Below are 17,642 nucleotides of genomic sequence, written 5' to 3' on the forward strand. Positions count from 1 at the left end.
TTTTGAGAGATTTTAAAACGCTTTGAAAATTGACCGCACTTTATTTTTTATTAAGCAATAACATTGACGAATGAGTTATTACTGCCCCATGTTTTTCACTGATTTCAGGAAACCTTGGGCGGTATCAAACACTGAGGATTTTCCCTGAGCTTGTAAAATCATATCAGACATTTCACGGAAAGCACCTTTGCCGCCATTGGTGGAAAGTACATGATCAACAGTATTCTTTACATAAATAGGGGCATCAGCCACCGCAAAAGAAGTTCCACACGCTGCAAAGGCGGGGAGATCTACGCTATCATCGCCAATATAAGCGGTTTGTTCGGCAGTGACGCCTGCTTGTTTCATGAGTTCAAAACAAGCCGTTTCTTTTTCAAGTTTGCCAAGAAAGAATAATTGAATACCAAGATCGGCAATGCGGCGACGTAAAATAGGGGAGTCGCGACCAGAAAGCACTGCCACTTGAATACCTGCATCCATCAGCATTTTTATGCCTAAACCATCGCGAACATGAAAGCTTTTGAGGGCTTCACCATTGGCATCATAATGAAGTTGTCCATCGGTAAGCACGCCATCTACATCAGTAATGACAAATTTAATATTTTCTAATTTTTGTTGCATTGAAATTCCTTAGCTTGAAAATTCCACTAAACCCACCACGTGATTTTCATCATTAACAACGACTAGCGAGTGAATTTTTTTCGCTTTCATAAAGTCTTCTGCTTTTGATAAAAATTCGTCTTGATGAATAGTTTTTGGTGAACTTGTCATAAAGTCTTTGGCTGTTTTATTCAGCGTTTCTGCACCATTGGCTGTAAGCGCACGGCGAATATCGCCATCCGTGATAATACCTTTAAGTTGCTCATTTTCCATCACTAAGGCAACGCCCATTCGCCCTTCATTCATGACTGTGAGGCAGTCAGTAAAATTGGTGGTGGGTAAAATTGTTGGTAGGCGAGTTTGCATTTGATCTTTCACTTTACATAATAAACGACGACCAAGACTGCCACCTGGATGGAATTTAGCAAAGTCAGCTGGTTGGAAATTGCGTGCAGTAATGAGCGATACGGCGAGTGCATCACCAAGTGCCAGCGTGACAAGTGCGGATGTTGTTGGCGCAAGATTATTTGGACAGACTTCACGCTCAACAGTTATATCTAGAACATAATCTGCATGGCGTGCGAGCGTGGAATTTTTGTTACTCGTCACAGCAATAATTTTATTACCAAAATTTTTTAAACTTGGAATCAGTTTATTGACATCATCGGTTTCGCCGCTATAGGAAATTAACATTACGATATCAATTGGTTTTAACATACCTAAATCGCCGTGGAAGGCTTCTGTTGGATGTAAAAAGAAACTTGGTGTACCCGTAGAGGCAAAGGTAGCTACCATTTTTTTGCCGATTAAACCCGATTTTCCTATCCCTCCGATTACCAAACGCCCTTCGCAGGCTAAAATAAGATCGATGACTTGATTAAAATCGTCGCCTAAGCGTTGGCTGAGTTGCAAAAGTGCGTTACTTTCCACTGAAAGGGAATCCTGTGCAATTTTTAGATAGTTCATTCTTCTTCCTAAAAGAGCGGTTGAAATTGGCGTTATTTTAGCGAAATCCTAAAAAAATACGAATGAAAAATTCGCTATAAGCTAGGTATTATTGTTTATAAGATTGCCGTAAAAAATGTAAAAATAGGGATTTTATTGACCGCACTAGTGATTGCCCCTATACTACGCGCCGAGTTGGTTAGACAATCGCTGGTTTATTGAAGCCCTTAACCGTATTTATACGACCTAGTGGGACAAGTAAACGAGAGGAAAGTCCGAGCTACACAGGGCAGAGTGCCGGATAACGTCCGGGCGGCGTGAGCCGACGACCAGTGCAACAGAGAGCAGACCGCCGTGTAAACGGTAAGGGTGAAAGGGTGTGGTAAGAGCGCACCGTGCCGTTGGTAACAACGTGCAGCAGGGTAAACTCCACTCGTAGCAAGACCAAATAGGAACTCAATGGGTGGCCCGTCCAGAGTTCGGGTAGGTTGCTTGAGCGGCAGAGCAATTTGTCGCCTAGAGGAATGATTGTCCACGACAGAACTCGGCTTATCGACCAACTCAAAATTTTTATAGAAATGACCGCACTTTAGTTTGTTTTTCAGAATAGATTAAAGTGCGGTTATTTTTTGACGAAAATTAAATTATTTTTCGTTTAATACACGTGGAAATAAAATATTATTTTCCAAATGAATATGGTGCATTAAATCATCAATAAATTCATTAATACCGCTATATAAGGCTTTCCAACTGAAACAAGCATCTGCTGGTGGTGTGCAGTTATTAGTAAGTGATTTGATCACTTCCACATCTTGTCCTGCTTCATCGTGTTCCATTTCCATTACACGAATTGGCATTGAGGCCATAGCATAATTCCCCATTTTGATCATTGGGAACAAAATTTGTTCTTCTTTCATTAAATGCTGGCTAAGTTCAGCATAAATTTTTTCTAACTGTGCGGTTACGCCTATAGGACAGTCATCACGATCACCATGTACATTTTCTACTTTCTCCGCCAATGTAATTAATTCAGGGAGTTGTTCACGGTGGCGATTATGAAAACGAGTAATAATGTGATCGATCATCTCCGCATAAGATGCTGAAGTCCAATCTTTATCATTATTTTCTGCTTTACTTTGTTGTAAATCAGTTAAATGTTTTTCAATTTCAGCAAGGTTAAGATTCTTTTGTTGTGCTGCGACTTCTAATAATACAGAACCTCCGCAGCAAAAATCTAAATCATATTCACGAAAAATTTTAGTTGCACCTGGAATTGAAACAGCCAGCTCGCTAAGTTTTTTTTGGGCAAAAGACATAAATCACTCCTATATTGATTAAGTAAAAATAAATCCGATAAAAATAGTAGGATATTTTTCTGATTATGAAAAGTAGAGAGATTTATTTATTGATTAAATTATGATTTAAATCAATAAAAATACCTCATAATAATCAGGTTAAAATTTATGGTTATTTGCATAAATAGGATTAATTATCACTAATGAGCTGGTCTCAAATTCATTATGTATTTTTTTATATAATTGATTTTTAAGAATTTAGGAAAATACTGATTTTCATCAATATTATTGATTGTGTTTATGAAGTGAAATCTTTTAGAATGACGACAAATCAAATTTAACGCATAACTCCGAGCTTGTTTAGCCTAAGTTTCATCGAAATACGGCGACAAGCCAATAACGCAGTGTGTTATTCAGGGATACGCTGGAAACGGTTTATCCTCTCCGTATTTAGAAAGGTGTAAAATGCAATCCATTCCTATTAAAAACGTAGGGGAGTCTCGCTTAGTCGATCCTTTCCAACGCCAATATTACTATCTACGACTGTCGATTACCGATCAGTGTAATTTTCGTTGTACTTATTGTTTACCTGATGGTTATCAACCCGAAGCTAACAAACCAAGTTTCTTAACTTTAAAAGAAATTACCCATCTTGCTCAAGCGTTTGCTGAAATGGGCACAGAGAAAATCCGTTTAACGGGTGGCGAACCGACTTTACGCAAAGATTTTATTTCTATTGCTGAAAGCATCGCTAACATTGATGGAATCCGTCAATTAGCTGTCACGACAAATGGCTATCGCATGGCAAAAGATGTGGCTGATTGGAAGAAAGCAGGGATTACGTCCATTAACGTCAGTGTTGATAGCTTAGATCCAAAAATGTTCCACCAAATTACGGGTATCAATAAATTTGATGACGTGATGCGTGGTATCGATCGTGCATTTGAAGTGGGCTACAACAAAGTCAAAGTCAATTCAGTTTTGATGAAAAATTTGAATGACAAAGAGTTTGAGCAATTCCTTGTTTGGGTTAAAGATCGCCCAATTCAAATGCGCTTTATCGAACTCATGCAAACGGGCGAAATGGATAGTTTCTTTGATAAATTCCATCTTTCAGGACAAGTATTAGCGGATAAATTGCTGAAAAATGGTTGGACATTACAACACAAATCCCATACTGATGGTCCTGCTAAAGTATTCACGCATCCTGATTATGCAGGCGAAATTGGCTTAATTATGCCTTATGAGAAGAATTTCTGCGCAAGTTGCAATCGTTTAAGAGTGTCAGCAAAAGGTAAACTTCATCTTTGTTTATTTGGCGAAGAAGGCATTGAATTACGTGATTTATTGCAGTCGCACGAACAGCAAGGTATTTTACAGGCTCGTATTTTTGCCGCACTTCAAGGCAAACGTGAACATCATTATTTGCATATCGGCGATACTGGTGTAAGAAATCATTTAGCTTCTATTGGTGGCTAAAAAGCAAAGTGAGATGAATGGTAATATTCATCTGCTTCCTTTTGTCGCTTATTTAAAACATTCATATTTTAACCGCACTTTTATTATATTATGACTACATTTACACATATCAATTCTCAAGGCGAAGCCAATATGGTGGATGTTTCTGCTAAAGCGGAAACTGTTCGTGAAGCTCGTGCTGAAGCCATTGTAACTATGTCAAAAGAAACTCTTTCCATGATCGTGGAAGGTAAACATCACAAAGGCGATGTATTTGCTACTGCTCGTATTGCGGGTATTCAAGCGGCAAAACGCACTTGGGAGCTTATCCCACTTTGCCATCCATTGTTACTTTCTAAAGTAGAAGTGAATTTAGAACCGTTACTTGAAACCAACCAAGTTCGCATTCAATCTCTTTGCAAATTAACTGGAAAAACTGGCGTAGAAATGGAAGCACTAACTGCGGCAAGCGTAGCAGCCTTAACCATTTACGATATGTGTAAAGCCGTACAAAAAGACATAGTGATTGAGCACGTTCGCCTGTTAGAAAAGAGCGGTGGAAAATCAGGCCATTTTATTGCGGAGGAAAAATAAGATGTTAAATGTTTTATTTTTTGCTCAAACTCGTGAATTAATTGGCGTTGATGCCATTCAATTAGAAGATGATTTTGCCACTGCGGAAGCGGTGCGTGAACACCTTGCTCAAAAGGGTGATAAATGGGCATTGGCACTGGAAAAAGGTAAACTTTTAGTGGCAATTAATCAAACCTTAATGCCTTTAGAAAGTGCGGTAAAAAATGGCGATGAAATTGCCTTTTTCCCACCAGTAACAGGAGGCTAAATGACGGATATTCAAATTGCGGTACAAGAACAGTCTTTTGATCAAAATGCCGTTTATCAATGGCTTTCTGAGCTACATTCGGTTGGCGCAACGGTTATATTTGTGGGCAAAGTACGCGATCTTAATTTAGGCGATGCAGTATCTAGTTTGTATTTAGAACATTATCCCGCAATGACTGAAAAAGCGTTGAATGAAATTGTTGCACAAGCGAAAGCGCGTTGGGATATTCAACGTGTATCGGTAATTCATCGTGTTGGGCTTTTACAAACTGGCGATGAAATTGTTTTAGTGGGGGTAAGTTCCGCACATCGTGGAGATGCCTATCATGCCAACGAATTTATTATGGACTTCTTAAAATCCAAAGCACCATTTTGGAAAAAAGAACAAACCAATCAAGGCGAGCGTTGGATTGAAGCAAGAGAGAGTGATAGAGAAGCATTAGAAAAATGGTAATCGCTTACCTGCACCCTAATTCATTAAGGTGCAGATTAAATATTTTCATTTATGTTATTTTGATAACGCGCCACTTCCCCAAGTTTGCACTTCTTCAGGGCGGTTTATTTGAAGCAAGAAACGTTTGTTTGGCTGTGCTTGCGGTTGAATTTCTTTTTCTGCTGGTGTGGAGAAAGAAATCCCACCTTTTAGCAACTGCTGAACACTACCTGTATTAAATACCGCACCTTTCCAGCCTAAGCTAAAGTCGTAGCCTGATGCGATCCAAAATTCTGTGTTTTGTCGAACAAGATGGCTATATTTCGGCATAATGGCAATATGCACTAATACACGATCACCAAGACTATTAAGTTCAAATTTCTTCACTGTGCCAACTTCTACACCTCGATAAAGAATTGGCGAACCTTCACTTAAATTCATCGCATCACGCGTTTCTAAAATAAACGGCGTGCCATTGCTAAATTTATTACGTTGTGGTGCTGTTTGCGCTAAATTAAATTGTGTTTTTGTGTTGCCATTACCAATTTCAATATCAATATAAGGTTGTAATAAACTATCAAGGTTATCTATTCCACCTGCTGAAATTTGTGGCGAGATTATCGTAAAATTAGCCCCCTCTTTTGCAATTATATTCATATAATTTGGATTTATTAGGGCTTTTGCAGTGATGCGTTTCGCTTTTGCATCAAGCTGAATGCTGTCAATTTGCCCCACATCTAAGCCTAAATAACGCAGATTCATTCCTTTGCTAAGATTAGTTGCATCATCTGTGATTAACGTGATGACAAACCCGATGGATTTTGCATAACTTTCATTTGCATAAAGTGTTCGATTATTGCCTGAACCACCATTATCAAAGCTAATCGCCCCTTTTAAGGAACGTGCAAGTGGTGTTGCTTGAATACTAATACCTTTTGGACTGACATCAATCTTCGCCGCACTTTCTACCCAAAAACGGCTTTTATTTGTCAATAAATGTTGATAGGCAGGATAAATATAAATTTCTACATCAAAGCTATTCGTTTTAGGTTTAATACTTAAAATTTTTCCTACTTCAAATTGACGATATAGGACGAGAGAGCCTTTATCAATACTTGGTAATGTTTGGGTATGTAAGGTTATTGTTGGCGTAAGAATATCGCCTGTGATACCGTGTTCTGCATTGCTAATATTTTGATAAAGTGGATAACTGGTTTTAGCTTTTCCCTGAGCTTGTTTTGTTAGTACTCGAACACCACCTTGTAACCATTTTTCTGGTGTCGCGGATTCAAAACGCAATCCATCTAATCCAATGCTTATATCGAAATTGGTTGCAGCCACAAATTGAGTATCTTCGTGAATTAAATTACGGTATTCAGAGGCAATTGCTGCTTTAAATTGCACGCCATTTACATCAATTGTTTGTGAAACAATTTGCCCAATTATCATATTGTTATAAAACACATTTTGCCCTTCGCTGACGCCGTAATTCTCTGGCGCAGTGAGGGTTAAAACCAACGTGTTAGGCGCATTGAGTAATAATTCATTTTCTTTAATCACGTTAAATTGATGTTTAGTTTCGCCGTCTCCCGCAATCACATCAAAATATTCGTCACGAAAGAATTTTTTTGGTTCTGCTAAATTGCTTAGATCCATTTTTTTATTGCGTAGGACAATTTTACTATTTGCTTTAAACAAAGAGGCTTGGTTTGGATCGATCAATAAACTGCCTTCTAAAATTTCATCGTTATTTTCCACCGCACTTAGCTTGGCGAGAATCCCTATAGCATTATCTTGAGAATAAACTTCCGTTTGCCCTGCAATAAGAGCGGTAGAGGCAGGAATAGTTACCTTAATTTCAATCCCACGTTTAGCCGCTTTTAAATTGGTATAGAGCGTGAAATGACTATTTTCATCTGCTTTTGGGCTGTCAGCTGGAGAGTCAAAAGAAACCGCCCCCTGTACAACGGCATTTAAACTTTCTACATTTAGGTTTAAGCCTGACGGGCTAATATTAGCGTTAATGCCACTAATATTCCAAAAGCGTGAATCTTTTTTCACAAACTTGGCATAGGCTTTATCAATGACCACATCTATTTCTACTTTATTGTTTTTATTAATACGGTAATCATAGATTTTTCCTACAGGTAATTTTTTAAAATACACGGACGCACCAATAGAAATCGAACCTAAATCATCAGAAATTAAGTGGATCAACAAGTCTCCTGCTGAAACTTGCGCAATAGGCCCTTGTTCTTCTGCTATAAATTCATCTTCACGATCGCCATCACCCGGTTGAAGAGTGATGTAATTACCTGACACGAGAGAATCTAATCCTGAAATGCCTGCAAGGGAAACATTTGGTTGTACAAGCCAAAATTTTGTGTCTTCACGTAAAATATTTGAAGCCTCAGGATTGATATTTGCAATAACTTCTACTTTTTGTAGGTTATCAGTGAAATGAACTTCTTTTACTATGCCAATTTGTAATCCTTGATAACGAATTTGAGTTTTATCTGCCACAATGCCAGAACCATTGGTAAAAGTAATTGTAATGCTAGTACCGCGTTCTTTCACAATTTGGAAGAATAAAATTGCCCCGATACATAATGCGATAAAAGGCAATAGCCAAAAAGGCGAAATGCGTTTTGTTTTACGTAAGTTGGCTGTTATTTCTTGATATTTTTCTTCTATTGAGGAGGAATTATTTTTCTCTGTCATAAATTTTCCAAATTAATTTGCTATCAAATTGAGAGGTGGAAAGCATAGTGCAAAATACGGCTGCGCCAAAATAAAATGCGCCTGGCCCTACGGTAAAATTAATGATTTCTCCGCGTGTGACAAGCGACATCATTAAGGCTAATACAAATAAATCGAGCATAGACCAGCGTCCAACAAAATGTACTAGATGTAATAAACGCATTTGCCATTTAATAGAATGTTGCCATTTAAAATGCACGCAAGCAAGTAAGTAAAGCATAATAAAAATTTTGCTGATAGGCACGAAAATACTGGCAAAAAACACAACAAAAGCAACAAAATAACTACCTGATTTAACAAATGAAATAACCCCAGAAATTAACGTATCTTCAGATAATGCACCTGTTAAATAAATGCCAGATATAGGTAATAAATTTGCAGGAAAAAGCATAATAATCCCTGCAATTAAGGTTGCCCAAGTTGCTTGTAATTTTAGCTTATCCGATGTATTAAGAGGCGATTGGCAGCGGGGACAATAAATTTTTTGTTGATTATCGTATTGGATAGATTTTTGCGTAAATGTGTAATGGCAAGCAGGACATAATTCAACAGCTTGTTTTGTATAAACTGGAGTACATTCAGGATAAAATTCCTGCCATAAGGCGGAAAGATTAAGTTTGATAAAAAGCAGCGTGGTTAAAAGTGCGGTAAAAATAAAAGGAATTAAATAAATATTAATTTCTAATGTTGCATATTCGCGTACTTTAAATATGGTTACCCCAAGTGCCACTAAATAAACATCAAACATTACCCAAGCTTTAATGTAACCAAGAAATAGTAAAACACTACGTGGTTTTATCTGAAAAATCTTAGCCAGCCAAAGCATAATAACTAAAAGTGCAAAAGTAATCGGCATTACTACTGCACAAATAAAGATCATAAACGCGGTGTATTCATAACCACCCACTGCCATTTTCCAAATGCCATCCCAAATAGAGGCGTCAATTTTAATGCCTAATAAATGTAAACTTAATAAGGGGTAGTTCAAGGAAAAGGGCATTAATATCAAAATAGATAATGCAATCATTGCACAACGATGTAATGACCACCTCGTACCACTTGCTAACAGATGATGACAACGTGGACATTCGGCTTGTTCATTCGATTGAAGAATAACAGGCACGTTAATGCAAGCATTACATTCTGTGCATTTTAAAATTTGAAATGAAGGCGAAGTTAGCTTTGTTTTAGGCACGTTTGTGGTCTTTCTTTATGAATTAAAGCACGCCATTCTATCGTTGTTTTAACGTATTTGTGAAGTCTTGGCGTTATTTTTGTGTGAAATTTATTCAGCATAACGGGATCCGTTGTTAATTTTGTAAAAAGTGCGATAAACTAGGCAAATCTTTATTTTATTAATAGCCTCAAGGATATAAATATGACTGACACACAATTATCATCTCAAGTTACAGATGTGCAAACGGAAGTGCAAAAATTAACCAATGCAAAAGCTATCATTGCTTATTTAGCAGAAAAATTTCCTCTTTGCTTTGTTTTAGAGGGCGAAGCAAAACCATTAAAAATAGGTTTATTTCAAGATTTAGCTGAAGCATTACAAGATGATGAACGCGTAAGTAAAACCCAATTGCGTCAGGCTCTTCGCCAATACACATCAAATTGGCGTTATTTATATGGCTGTCGTGAAGGTGCAGTGCGTGTTGATTTACAGGGTAATCCTGCAGGTGTATTAGATGCAGAACACGTTGCTCACGCTGCACAGCAACTTGCTGAAGCGAAAGCACGCTTTGCGGAAAAACGTAAAGCAGAAGCCGCAGCTAAAAAAGCACAACAAAAACAGCGTCCACGTAAACCAGCGAATAAAAACTTTAAAAAAGAGAGTAAAGTATCACTAAGTGCGGTTGATTTTTCACAAATTTCTGTTGGTTCTGTTGTGAAAGTTAAAGCTGGAGATAATGCTAAAAAAGCAACAGTGGTAGAAGTATTAAAAGATTCAGCACGTGTTGAACTTGAAAACGGTTTGATTATGAACGTTGCTGCAGATCGTTTATTTGCTTAATAAATGAAAATTGACTCGGAAATGGTTATGAAATTTAAAATGTCAAAAAATGTGATTTGTTATGCGTGGTTATCGGTATGTTTGAGCAGTGCAATTCCTGCATTTGCTGTACAACCTAAGTTAAAGCCAAGTGACATTAGTATTCCAGCGATAAGTGAAGAAAACCAGCTGGCAACTAAGCGTGCAACGACGAGATTAACTCAATCCCATTATCGTAAGATTAAATTAGATGATGATTTTTCCGAGAAAATTTTTGATCGTTATATTAAAAATTTAGATTTTAGCCACAATACTTTTTTGCAGTCTGATATAGACGAACTTCGTCAAAAATATGGTAATAAGTTAGATGATCAGTTAAATCAAGGCGATCTTTCTGCTGCGTTTGAGATTTATGATGTAATGATCAAACGTCGTTATGAACGTTATACTTATGCGTTATCTTTATTAGATAAAGAGCCTGATTTAAATGGTCAAGATCAAATTGAAATTGATCGTGAAAAAGCGGCTGCTCCACAAACTGAAGCTGATGCGAATAAACTTTGGGATGCTCGCGTAAAAAATGACATTATTAATCTTAAATTAAAAGATAAAAAATGGTCAGAAATCAAAGCAAAACTTACAAAACGCTATAATTTAGCCATTCGTCGTTTAACGCAAATAAAAGCAGACGATATTGTTCAAATTTATTTGAATGCTTTTGCGCGTGAAATTGATCCTCACACCAGTTATCTTTCCCCAAGAACAGCGAAAAGTTTTAATGAAAGTGTGAATCTTTCCTTGGAAGGCATTGGGGCTACTTTACAATCAGAAGATGATGAAACTAGCATAAAATCTCTTGTACCTGGTGCGCCAGCGGAACGTAGTAAAAAGCTGCATCCTGGGGATAAAATCATTGGCGTTGGGCAAGCAACAGGCGATATTGAAGATGTTGTTGGTTGGCGTTTAGAAGATTTGGTAGAAAAAATTAAAGGGAAAAAAGGCACTAAAGTTCGCTTGGAAATTGAGCCTGCTAAAGGGGGAAAATCACGTATTATTACTTTGGTGCGTGATAAAGTCCGTATTGAAGATCAAGCGGCTAAACTAACTTTTGAAAAAGTGTCAGGAAAAAACATTGCGGTAATAAAAATTCCAAGTTTTTATATTGGATTAACCGAAGATGTCAAAAAACTACTGGTTAAATTAGAAAATCAAAAAGCTGAGGCTCTAATTGTTGATTTACGTGAAAATGGCGGTGGTGCATTAACGGAAGCCGTAGCGTTAAGTGGTTTATTTATTGCTGATGGCCCTATTGTGCAGGTTCGCGATGCTTATCAGCGTATTCGTGTTCACGAAGATGATGATGCTACGCAACAATATAAGGGGTTATTATTTGTGATGATTGATCGTTACAGTGCTTCCGCATCAGAAATTTTTGCTGCAGCAATGCAAGATTATCGTCGAGGTATTATCATCGGGCAAAATACTTTTGGTAAAGGTACGGTGCAACAGAGTCGATCGTTAAATTTTATCTATGATTTAGATCAGAGTCCGTTGGGTGTTTTGCAATATACTATTCAAAAATTTTATCGAGTTAATGGTGGTTCAACCCAATTAAAAGGTGTTGCAGCCGATATTAATTTCCCCGAAATTATAGATGCGAAAGAATATGGGGAAGATAAAGAAGATAATGCGCTTGCTTGGGATAAAATCCCATCAGCGAGTTATATGGAAGTAGGAAATATCGATGATATTAATAATGCAGTAAATATTCTAAATGAAAAACATCTTGCTCGTATTGCTAAAGATCCTGAATTTGTTGCATTGAATGAAGAATTGAAAGTGAGAAATGAACGCCGAGATCGAAAATTTCTATCATTGAATTATAAAATGCGTAAAGCAGAGAATGATAAAGATGATGCAAGACGTTTAAAAGATTTGAACGAACGTTTTAAACGTGAGGGTAAGAAAGCGTTGAAAGATATTGATGATTTGCCGAAAGATTACGAAGCACCAGATTTCTTCTTAAAAGAAGCTGAAAAAATGGCAGCTGATTTTGTTATCTTTAATTCAGATCAGAAAATTAATCAAGCAAATAGCTTATCTGAAGAAAAAACGGAAAGTAAAAAATAAATACTAAATGGTTTTGACCGCACTTTGTTTGAGAAAAGCAACAAGTGCGGTTATTTTAATAAAGGTTTAGGAAATGGTCGTGTTTAAAAGCACCTTAAAGTTATCATTATTCGCCTTATCATTATCTATGATGATGTCGGGTTGTGTTTTAGCCGATTTGAGCAAAAATGACCAATCTAAATCATTGAACGGCATTAATTTCTCCCATTTGTCACTCGCAGAAAGAAAAGAGCTTGAAGAAGCCATTTATGCGGATCAGCAACGTTTAACGGAAGAAAAACAAGCATTGCTTAATATGACGCTAACACACGAAATAGGCGATCATAAGTTACAATTTAAGTCCTTACTCGCACGTTTATATGCTTCTCGTAAATATGCACCATTATGGACTGACTATTCGGCAGCTCGTCAATTGTTACGTGATTATGCAGCAATGGTGGCAAGTGGTATTTCAAAATCGTCGGCAAATTCACTAGAAACATTGGCATTGGTAGAACAACAAGGCGGATTGGCTTATGATGTGTTATTAAGTGATATTTTGTTAGATTACTTATATTACACAAAAAATGTTCGTTCTCAAGCATCAAATTGGTTGTATTCATCTGATCAATATCAAGCAAAACAGCCTGAAAATGATCATATTCAACGCTGGTTAAGTGCGGTGGAAAATAATCAACTTCTTGATTTCATACAAAGTTTAGCGGGAGAAAATCATTTATATCGCCAAACAGTTCAAGCATTGCCGATGTTTATTCCGACTTCTAAAGAATCAAATATTGCTCAAAAACTGGCAATGAATGCACAGCGTTTACGCGTAATTCCTGATTTTCATAATGGGATTTTTGTGAATATTCCAAGCTATAAATTACAGTATTATCGTGATGGCGATTTAATTTTAGAATCTCGGGTAATTGTTGGCAAAAATTCGCGTCGAACCCCCGTGATGTATAGCAAATTAAGTAATGTGGTTGTAAATCCGCCTTGGAATGCGCCAATTCGCTTAATTAATGAAGATTTACTGCCAAAAATGAAAGCCGATCCAAATTATATTACGGAGCATAATTATTCAATTTTAGATAATCAAGGCAATGTTGTTGATCCTGCTTCTATTGATTGGGAATCTATTGGTAATAAATTTCCTTATCGAGTTAGACAAGCGGCTGGCGATAGTGCATTAGGTAATTATAAATTTAATATGCCAAGTTCTGATGCAATTTATTTACACGATACGCCAAATCACGGCTTGTTTAATCGTAAGAATCGTGCGTTAAGTTCTGGCTGTGTACGCATTGAAAAATCAGATCAATTGGCAAGTATTTTATTAAAAGAAGCAGGTTGGACAGAAACTCGAAAAAATACAGTATTAGCAAGTAAAAAAACCACTTCTGCGCCGATACGCTCGGATAATCCTGTCTTTTTATATTATGTTACTGCGTGGATTGAAAACGGAAATATTGTAAATTTACCTGATATTTATGGTTATGATCGTCAGATTAATCTTACTGAGATTAATTGGGATCTCGTAAAAAAATATCTTCAATAAAATAAGGGAGCTATAATGAATTATGTGGATCAAAATAAACGAAAATGGTTATCGCTGGGCGGTATTGCGTTAGGAATATCTATTTTACCAAATTCTGTATTAGCAATGGTTTCAACGCCTAAACCTCGTATTTTAACTTTCCGCAATATTAATACAGGCGAAAGATTAAGTGGCGAGTTTTCTTTAGCAAAAGGTTTTTCGCCAGCGATGTTAAAAAAATTGGATTATTTAATGCGTGATAAAAGGACAAATCAAGTGCATAAAATGGATCCAAATTTATTCCATAAATTTTATAATATTCAAACTAATTTAGGTTTACGCAATGCTGAAATTGAAGTAATTTGTGGTTATCGTTCAGCCGCCACTAATGCAATGCGTCGTCGCCAAAGTCGTGGCGTAGCGAAAAATAGTTATCACATTAAAGGAAAAGCCATTGATTTTCGTATTGCGGGTGTGCCTTTGATTAAAGTGAAATCTTCTGCGGAAAGTCTTAGAAATGGTGGCGTGGGTTATTATCCAACCAGCAATTTTATTCACGTAGATACAGGCCCTGTAAGAACTTGGAAAGGCGTGTAAAACAAATGTAAAATTAACCGCACTTTTGTGCGGTTTTTCATTGGAAAAGATATGTTATTTGACAGCCATCTTCATTTAGACCAACTCTCTGACGAGAATATTCAGCAAACACTTGGTCATTCAAAGATTATAGGTATGCTTGCGGTAAGTATGAATCTTGCAAGTGCTAAAAAACTGCTGAATTTAAAACAGACTTACCCAGAGAAACTTTATATTGCAGCTGGTTTTCATCCTGAACAGCAATTACCTAGTTTAGAAGAACAAAAAGAATTATTTCAATGGATTGACGAACATCATTCATCGATTTCTGCCATTGGCGAGGTGGGCTTGCCACATTATTCTAAACGAGAAAATCCGAATTTAGATTACGCGCCTTACATTGAATTACTTGAACGATTTATTCTGATAGCGAAAAAAAGGGATTTACCGTTAAATTTGCATATTGTACATAACGATGTAGAAATTGCCCTTGAATTATTGCAGAAACATAATATTCAACGTGCCCATTTTCATTGGTTTAAGACAGATGAAAAATCTTTTCAGAAATTTTTCTCTACGCCCTATTTTGCAAGCCTAACCCCTGATATTTTATGGAACCCTAAAACCCAATATGTCGCACAACATTTACCCTTAAATCGCTTGATGATTGAAACGGATAGCCCTTGGCAACACGAGGGATTTGAACGTGCGGGCATTTCTGAACAATTATTGGCAGTCTTGCAAAAACTAGCTGAATTAAAATCTTTGCCATTACATTCTGTTCAAAAGCAAATCCTTTTGAATACTCAACAGTTTTATCGATTATAAGGAGCAAACATGAATATCGAAATTATCCCCGTCACCGCATTCCAACAAAATTGTTCTTTGATTTGGGATGATGAAAAAAATGCCGCAATTATTGACCCGGGTGGCGAAGCCGAACGCCTAATTCAACGCATTGAAGAACTGGATTTAAATCTCAAAGTGATTTTGATTACCCATGGTCATTTAGATCATGTTGGCGCAGCCATGCAGTTAAAACAACATTTTGGCGTTGAAATTTGGGGCTCTCATGAAGAAGATAAATTTTTATTTGAGAGTTTACCAGAACAGGCTCAACGCTTTGGTTTGCCAAATATTGACGCTTTTTTACCTGATCGTTGGTTTAATCAAGAAGGTGAAATCTTAAAATTAGATGGCTTTAATTTCGAGATTTTACATTTACCAGGGCATACACCTGGGCATATTGGTTTTATTGAACATGAGAAAAAAGTGGCATTTACAGGCGATGTATTATTTCAAGGTGGCATCGGTCGCACCGATTTTCCTCGTGGGGATTATGATGCATTGATTTCTTCAATCCGAACAAAATTACTCTCATTAAATGACGATCTTATTATTATCGCTGGACACGGATCTTACACAACCATAGGGCAAGAAAAGCAGACCAATCCATTTTTAAATCCTAAATCCTTGGAGGTTATTGATCGCTCAATTGCTAACTGAAAAATGAATGATCAATTAGCCTAAAAGTGCGGTAAATTTTTCCACGTTTTTTTATTTAATTTCAAAAATGTGAAGTAGCTCACATTTTTGAAATTATTTTCTGTTACAATCAACGTCCTCAATTATTTTCTTGACAAAGGAGCAAAACAATGAAAATCATTAAGCAAGCAAGCAAGCAAGCAAGCAAGCAAGCAAGCAAGCAAGCAAGCAAGCAAGCAAAATAGTCTAATTCGCCTTTCTTTAATCAGTCTACTTATTTCCACTTCTTTTTATTCTGTTCAATCTTTTGCTGACGATCCAAAATGGACACCAGAGTATGGAACTGTTCCTAGTGGTACAGCTTTTGGTGTGGCATTGGGTGATGAAAGCCAAGTATTAAATCAATCTAACGGGAAACCGTCTCACGCTTCCGTAGCAATTGGAGGTTTGGCTAAAGCTCAAAATTTGGGTTCAATAGCAATTGGTTATAAAGCTGAAGCTGGACTGGATAATACGACAACAGGCGAACAAGGCGATGCGTTTAGTTATGCTATTGGGCGTGAAGCTAAAGCACCAAAAAGTGGTTTAGCATTTGGTAGTGAAGCTGAAGCTTTAGGTAATGAAGCTATTGCTATTGGTACATATTCATATAGTAAAGATGGGATTGGTGCAATGGCTATCGGTGTTGGTAGCCGAGTGGCTGTTTTGGAAAAAGGAAAAAGTAATAAAATTGATAATCAAAACAGTAAAGTGTTAGAAGTAGATGCAGAAGGTTGTGTAAATAAAATTAGTGTAGATCGAACTTCTGAAGCTGATATTATCAAAAAAAGTGGAGCAACTTACGGTGCATTAGCATTTGGTTGGAAAGCATCTTCGCATAATTTATTTGCTACCTCAATAGGTGCATTTTCTACGGTTGCCGCGATTGAAGGCACTGCTGTTGGTGGCGGAACTCAGGTAACCGGCTATCGCGGTTCTGCTTTCGGTATGCACAGCAAGGCGCAAGCAGAAAAAAGTTTGGCTTTGGGTTATGAAAGTGAAGCCGCCGCTTACAACTCTGTTGCTTTAGGTGCTAGTTCTCTTGCTAACCGCCCTAACACCGTTTCTGTTGGCGATGGCAATTATAATCTTTACCGTCAAATCACTAATGTCGCCGATGGTACTCAAGAAAATGATGCAGTAAATGTTCGTCAGCTAAAAGCTCAAGCTCAACGACTGAAAAAAGAATACCGCTCAGGGATTGCAAGTGCGATTGCAATTGGAGGACTGCAATCTGCTTCCATACCCGGTAAACAAGGTGTTTCTGTCGGGGTAGGGAATTTTAAAGGGGCAAATTCACTCGCAGTAGGGTATTCACGTTTATCTTCTGATGGTTCAGTGAGTTTGAAAATTAACGCAGCTCTTTCATCTAGTGGCTATTCTGGCGGTGGAGCAAGCGTAGGATTTATGTGGTAATTTAAAAACACAAGTAAAAATAACCGCACTTTGTTTAAGAGATGAAGTGCGGTTTTTTATATACAAAGAGTTTGAACTAGATCACAAATTTGTAACAATTTCTTATAAGAGGCTTATTTCCTTTTTAATCCTATGTATAATGCGTAA

At 37.2% G+C, this 17,642-nt stretch carries 16 protein-coding genes, 1 other RNA gene and 1 riboswitch; of the genes, 12 read left to right on the forward strand and 5 right to left on the reverse strand.

Features of this window, described 5'->3' with window-relative positions; translation table 11 throughout:
* Nucleotides 1-78: 78 nt before the first annotated feature.
* Nucleotides 79-621: a KdsC family phosphatase gene (locus DQN24_RS05520; RefSeq protein ID WP_111695501.1), complete on the reverse strand. Its 543-nt coding sequence runs from the start codon at nt 619-621 to the stop codon at nt 79-81.
* A 9-nt stretch (nt 622-630) separates the two neighbouring features.
* A complete protein-coding gene (locus DQN24_RS05525) occupies nt 631-1,566 on the reverse strand; it encodes a KpsF/GutQ family sugar isomerase (protein ID WP_012054716.1) in 936 nt (311 codons plus the stop codon).
* A gap of 170 nt (nt 1,567-1,736) precedes the next feature.
* Between DQN24_RS05525 and rnpB the strand changes: the two genes are divergently transcribed.
* Nucleotides 1,737-2,113: RNase P RNA component class A (rnpB, locus tag DQN24_RS05530), an RNA gene on the forward strand.
* 76 nt (nt 2,114-2,189) lie between these two features.
* Here the strand turns inward: rnpB and ytfE are convergent.
* Entirely contained in the window at nt 2,190-2,861 is a 672-nt protein-coding gene (gene ytfE / locus DQN24_RS05535; RefSeq protein ID WP_111695502.1) for an iron-sulfur cluster repair protein YtfE, read from the reverse strand.
* Nucleotides 2,862-3,176: 315 nt separating this feature from the next.
* Nucleotides 3,177-3,317, forward strand: a riboswitch (molybdenum cofactor riboswitch).
* Between ytfE and moaA the strand changes: the two genes are divergently transcribed.
* The 4 genes from moaA to moaE all read left to right on the forward strand — a co-directional run bounded on the left by moaA (nt 3,306) and on the right by moaE (nt 5,592).
* On the forward strand, nt 3,306-4,319 hold the full coding sequence (moaA, locus tag DQN24_RS05540; RefSeq protein WP_105892996.1) for a GTP 3',8-cyclase MoaA: 1,014 nt from the start codon (nt 3,306-3,308) through the stop codon (nt 4,317-4,319). It overlaps the preceding riboswitch by 12 nt.
* 90 nt (nt 4,320-4,409) lie before the next feature.
* Nucleotides 4,410-4,892 carry a cyclic pyranopterin monophosphate synthase MoaC gene (gene moaC, locus DQN24_RS05545; protein ID WP_005642378.1) on the forward strand — a complete coding sequence of 161 codons (483 nt, stop codon included), beginning with the start codon at nt 4,410-4,412 and terminating at the stop codon, nt 4,890-4,892.
* A gap of 1 nt (nt 4,893) precedes the next feature.
* A complete protein-coding gene (moaD, locus tag DQN24_RS05550) occupies nt 4,894-5,139 on the forward strand; it encodes a molybdopterin synthase sulfur carrier subunit (RefSeq protein WP_005654167.1) in 246 nt (81 codons plus the stop codon).
* Nucleotides 5,140-5,592 (forward strand): molybdopterin synthase catalytic subunit MoaE, encoded by a 453-nt coding sequence (moaE, locus tag DQN24_RS05555; RefSeq protein WP_111695503.1) that lies wholly within the window; start codon nt 5,140-5,142, stop codon nt 5,590-5,592.
* A gap of 54 nt (nt 5,593-5,646) precedes the next feature.
* Here the strand turns inward: moaE and DQN24_RS05560 are convergent, their stop codons facing one another.
* Both DQN24_RS05560 and DQN24_RS05565 read right to left on the reverse strand, forming a co-directional pair.
* The gene (locus tag DQN24_RS05560) at nt 5,647-8,292 is read right to left on the reverse strand and encodes a PqiB family protein (RefSeq protein WP_111695504.1); all 2,646 of its coding nucleotides are present in this window, start codon (nt 8,290-8,292) and stop codon (nt 5,647-5,649) included.
* On the reverse strand, nt 8,276-9,526 hold the full coding sequence (locus DQN24_RS05565; RefSeq protein ID WP_111695505.1) for a paraquat-inducible protein A: 1,251 nt from the start codon (nt 9,524-9,526) through the stop codon (nt 8,276-8,278). The genes DQN24_RS05560 and DQN24_RS05565 overlap by 17 nt, the downstream gene beginning before the upstream one ends.
* 183 nt (nt 9,527-9,709) lie before the next feature.
* Between DQN24_RS05565 and proQ the strand changes: the two genes are divergently transcribed.
* The 7 genes from proQ (at nt 9,710) to DQN24_RS09115 (ending at nt 17,495) form a co-directional block, all read left to right on the forward strand.
* The gene (gene proQ, locus DQN24_RS05570) at nt 9,710-10,348 is read left to right on the forward strand and encodes an RNA chaperone ProQ (protein WP_038439689.1); all 639 of its coding nucleotides are present in this window, start codon (nt 9,710-9,712) and stop codon (nt 10,346-10,348) included.
* Nucleotides 10,349-10,375: 27 nt separating this feature from the next.
* Nucleotides 10,376-12,457 carry a carboxy terminal-processing peptidase gene (gene prc / locus DQN24_RS05575; RefSeq protein ID WP_172453977.1) on the forward strand — a complete coding sequence of 694 codons (2,082 nt, stop codon included), beginning with the start codon at nt 10,376-10,378 and terminating at the stop codon, nt 12,455-12,457.
* A 73-nt stretch (nt 12,458-12,530) separates the two neighbouring features.
* Nucleotides 12,531-14,000: a L,D-transpeptidase family protein gene (locus DQN24_RS05580; RefSeq protein ID WP_111695507.1), complete on the forward strand. Its 1,470-nt coding sequence runs from the start codon at nt 12,531-12,533 to the stop codon at nt 13,998-14,000.
* Between the two features lie 15 nt (nt 14,001-14,015).
* The gene (locus DQN24_RS05585) at nt 14,016-14,576 is read left to right on the forward strand and encodes a YcbK family protein (RefSeq protein WP_005632553.1); all 561 of its coding nucleotides are present in this window, start codon (nt 14,016-14,018) and stop codon (nt 14,574-14,576) included.
* 51 nt (nt 14,577-14,627) lie between these two features.
* On the forward strand, nt 14,628-15,383 hold the full coding sequence (locus tag DQN24_RS05590; protein ID WP_111695508.1) for a TatD family hydrolase: 756 nt from the start codon (nt 14,628-14,630) through the stop codon (nt 15,381-15,383).
* Between the two features lie 9 nt (nt 15,384-15,392).
* The gene (locus DQN24_RS05595; protein WP_111695509.1) at nt 15,393-16,061 is read left to right on the forward strand and encodes an MBL fold metallo-hydrolase; all 669 of its coding nucleotides are present in this window, start codon (nt 15,393-15,395) and stop codon (nt 16,059-16,061) included.
* A 348-nt stretch (nt 16,062-16,409) separates the two neighbouring features.
* The gene (locus DQN24_RS09115; RefSeq protein ID WP_021035359.1) at nt 16,410-17,495 is read left to right on the forward strand and encodes a YadA family autotransporter adhesin; all 1,086 of its coding nucleotides are present in this window, start codon (nt 16,410-16,412) and stop codon (nt 17,493-17,495) included.
* Nucleotides 17,496-17,642: the final 147 nt, after the last annotated feature.

This window comes from Haemophilus influenzae (assembly GCF_900475755.1).
Lineage (GTDB): Bacteria > Pseudomonadota > Gammaproteobacteria > Enterobacterales > Pasteurellaceae > Haemophilus > Haemophilus influenzae_D.

Coding starts and splice junctions, on each gene's coding strand:
- proQ (WP_038439689.1), top strand. CDS start 9,710: ATGACTGACACACAATTATCATCTCAAGTTACAGATGTGCAAACGGAA.
- prc (WP_172453977.1), top strand. CDS start 10,376: ATGAAATTTAAAATGTCAAAAAATGTGATTTGTTATGCGTGGTTATCG.
- moaD (WP_005654167.1), top strand. CDS start 4,894: ATGTTAAATGTTTTATTTTTTGCTCAAACTCGTGAATTAATTGGCGTT.
- DQN24_RS05590 (WP_111695508.1), top strand. CDS start 14,628: ATGTTATTTGACAGCCATCTTCATTTAGACCAACTCTCTGACGAGAAT.
- DQN24_RS05595 (WP_111695509.1), top strand. CDS start 15,393: ATGAATATCGAAATTATCCCCGTCACCGCATTCCAACAAAATTGTTCT.
- moaC (WP_005642378.1), top strand. CDS start 4,410: ATGACTACATTTACACATATCAATTCTCAAGGCGAAGCCAATATGGTG.
- DQN24_RS05560 (WP_111695504.1), bottom strand. CDS start 8,292: ATGACAGAGAAAAATAATTCCTCCTCAATAGAAGAAAAATATCAAGAA.
- DQN24_RS05520 (WP_111695501.1), bottom strand. CDS start 621: ATGCAACAAAAATTAGAAAATATTAAATTTGTCATTACTGATGTAGAT.
- DQN24_RS05580 (WP_111695507.1), top strand. CDS start 12,531: ATGGTCGTGTTTAAAAGCACCTTAAAGTTATCATTATTCGCCTTATCA.
- DQN24_RS05585 (WP_005632553.1), top strand. CDS start 14,016: ATGAATTATGTGGATCAAAATAAACGAAAATGGTTATCGCTGGGCGGT.
- ytfE (WP_111695502.1), bottom strand. CDS start 2,861: ATGTCTTTTGCCCAAAAAAAACTTAGCGAGCTGGCTGTTTCAATTCCA.
- moaE (WP_111695503.1), top strand. CDS start 5,140: ATGACGGATATTCAAATTGCGGTACAAGAACAGTCTTTTGATCAAAAT.
- moaA (WP_105892996.1), top strand. CDS start 3,306: ATGCAATCCATTCCTATTAAAAACGTAGGGGAGTCTCGCTTAGTCGAT.
- DQN24_RS05525 (WP_012054716.1), bottom strand. CDS start 1,566: ATGAACTATCTAAAAATTGCACAGGATTCCCTTTCAGTGGAAAGTAAC.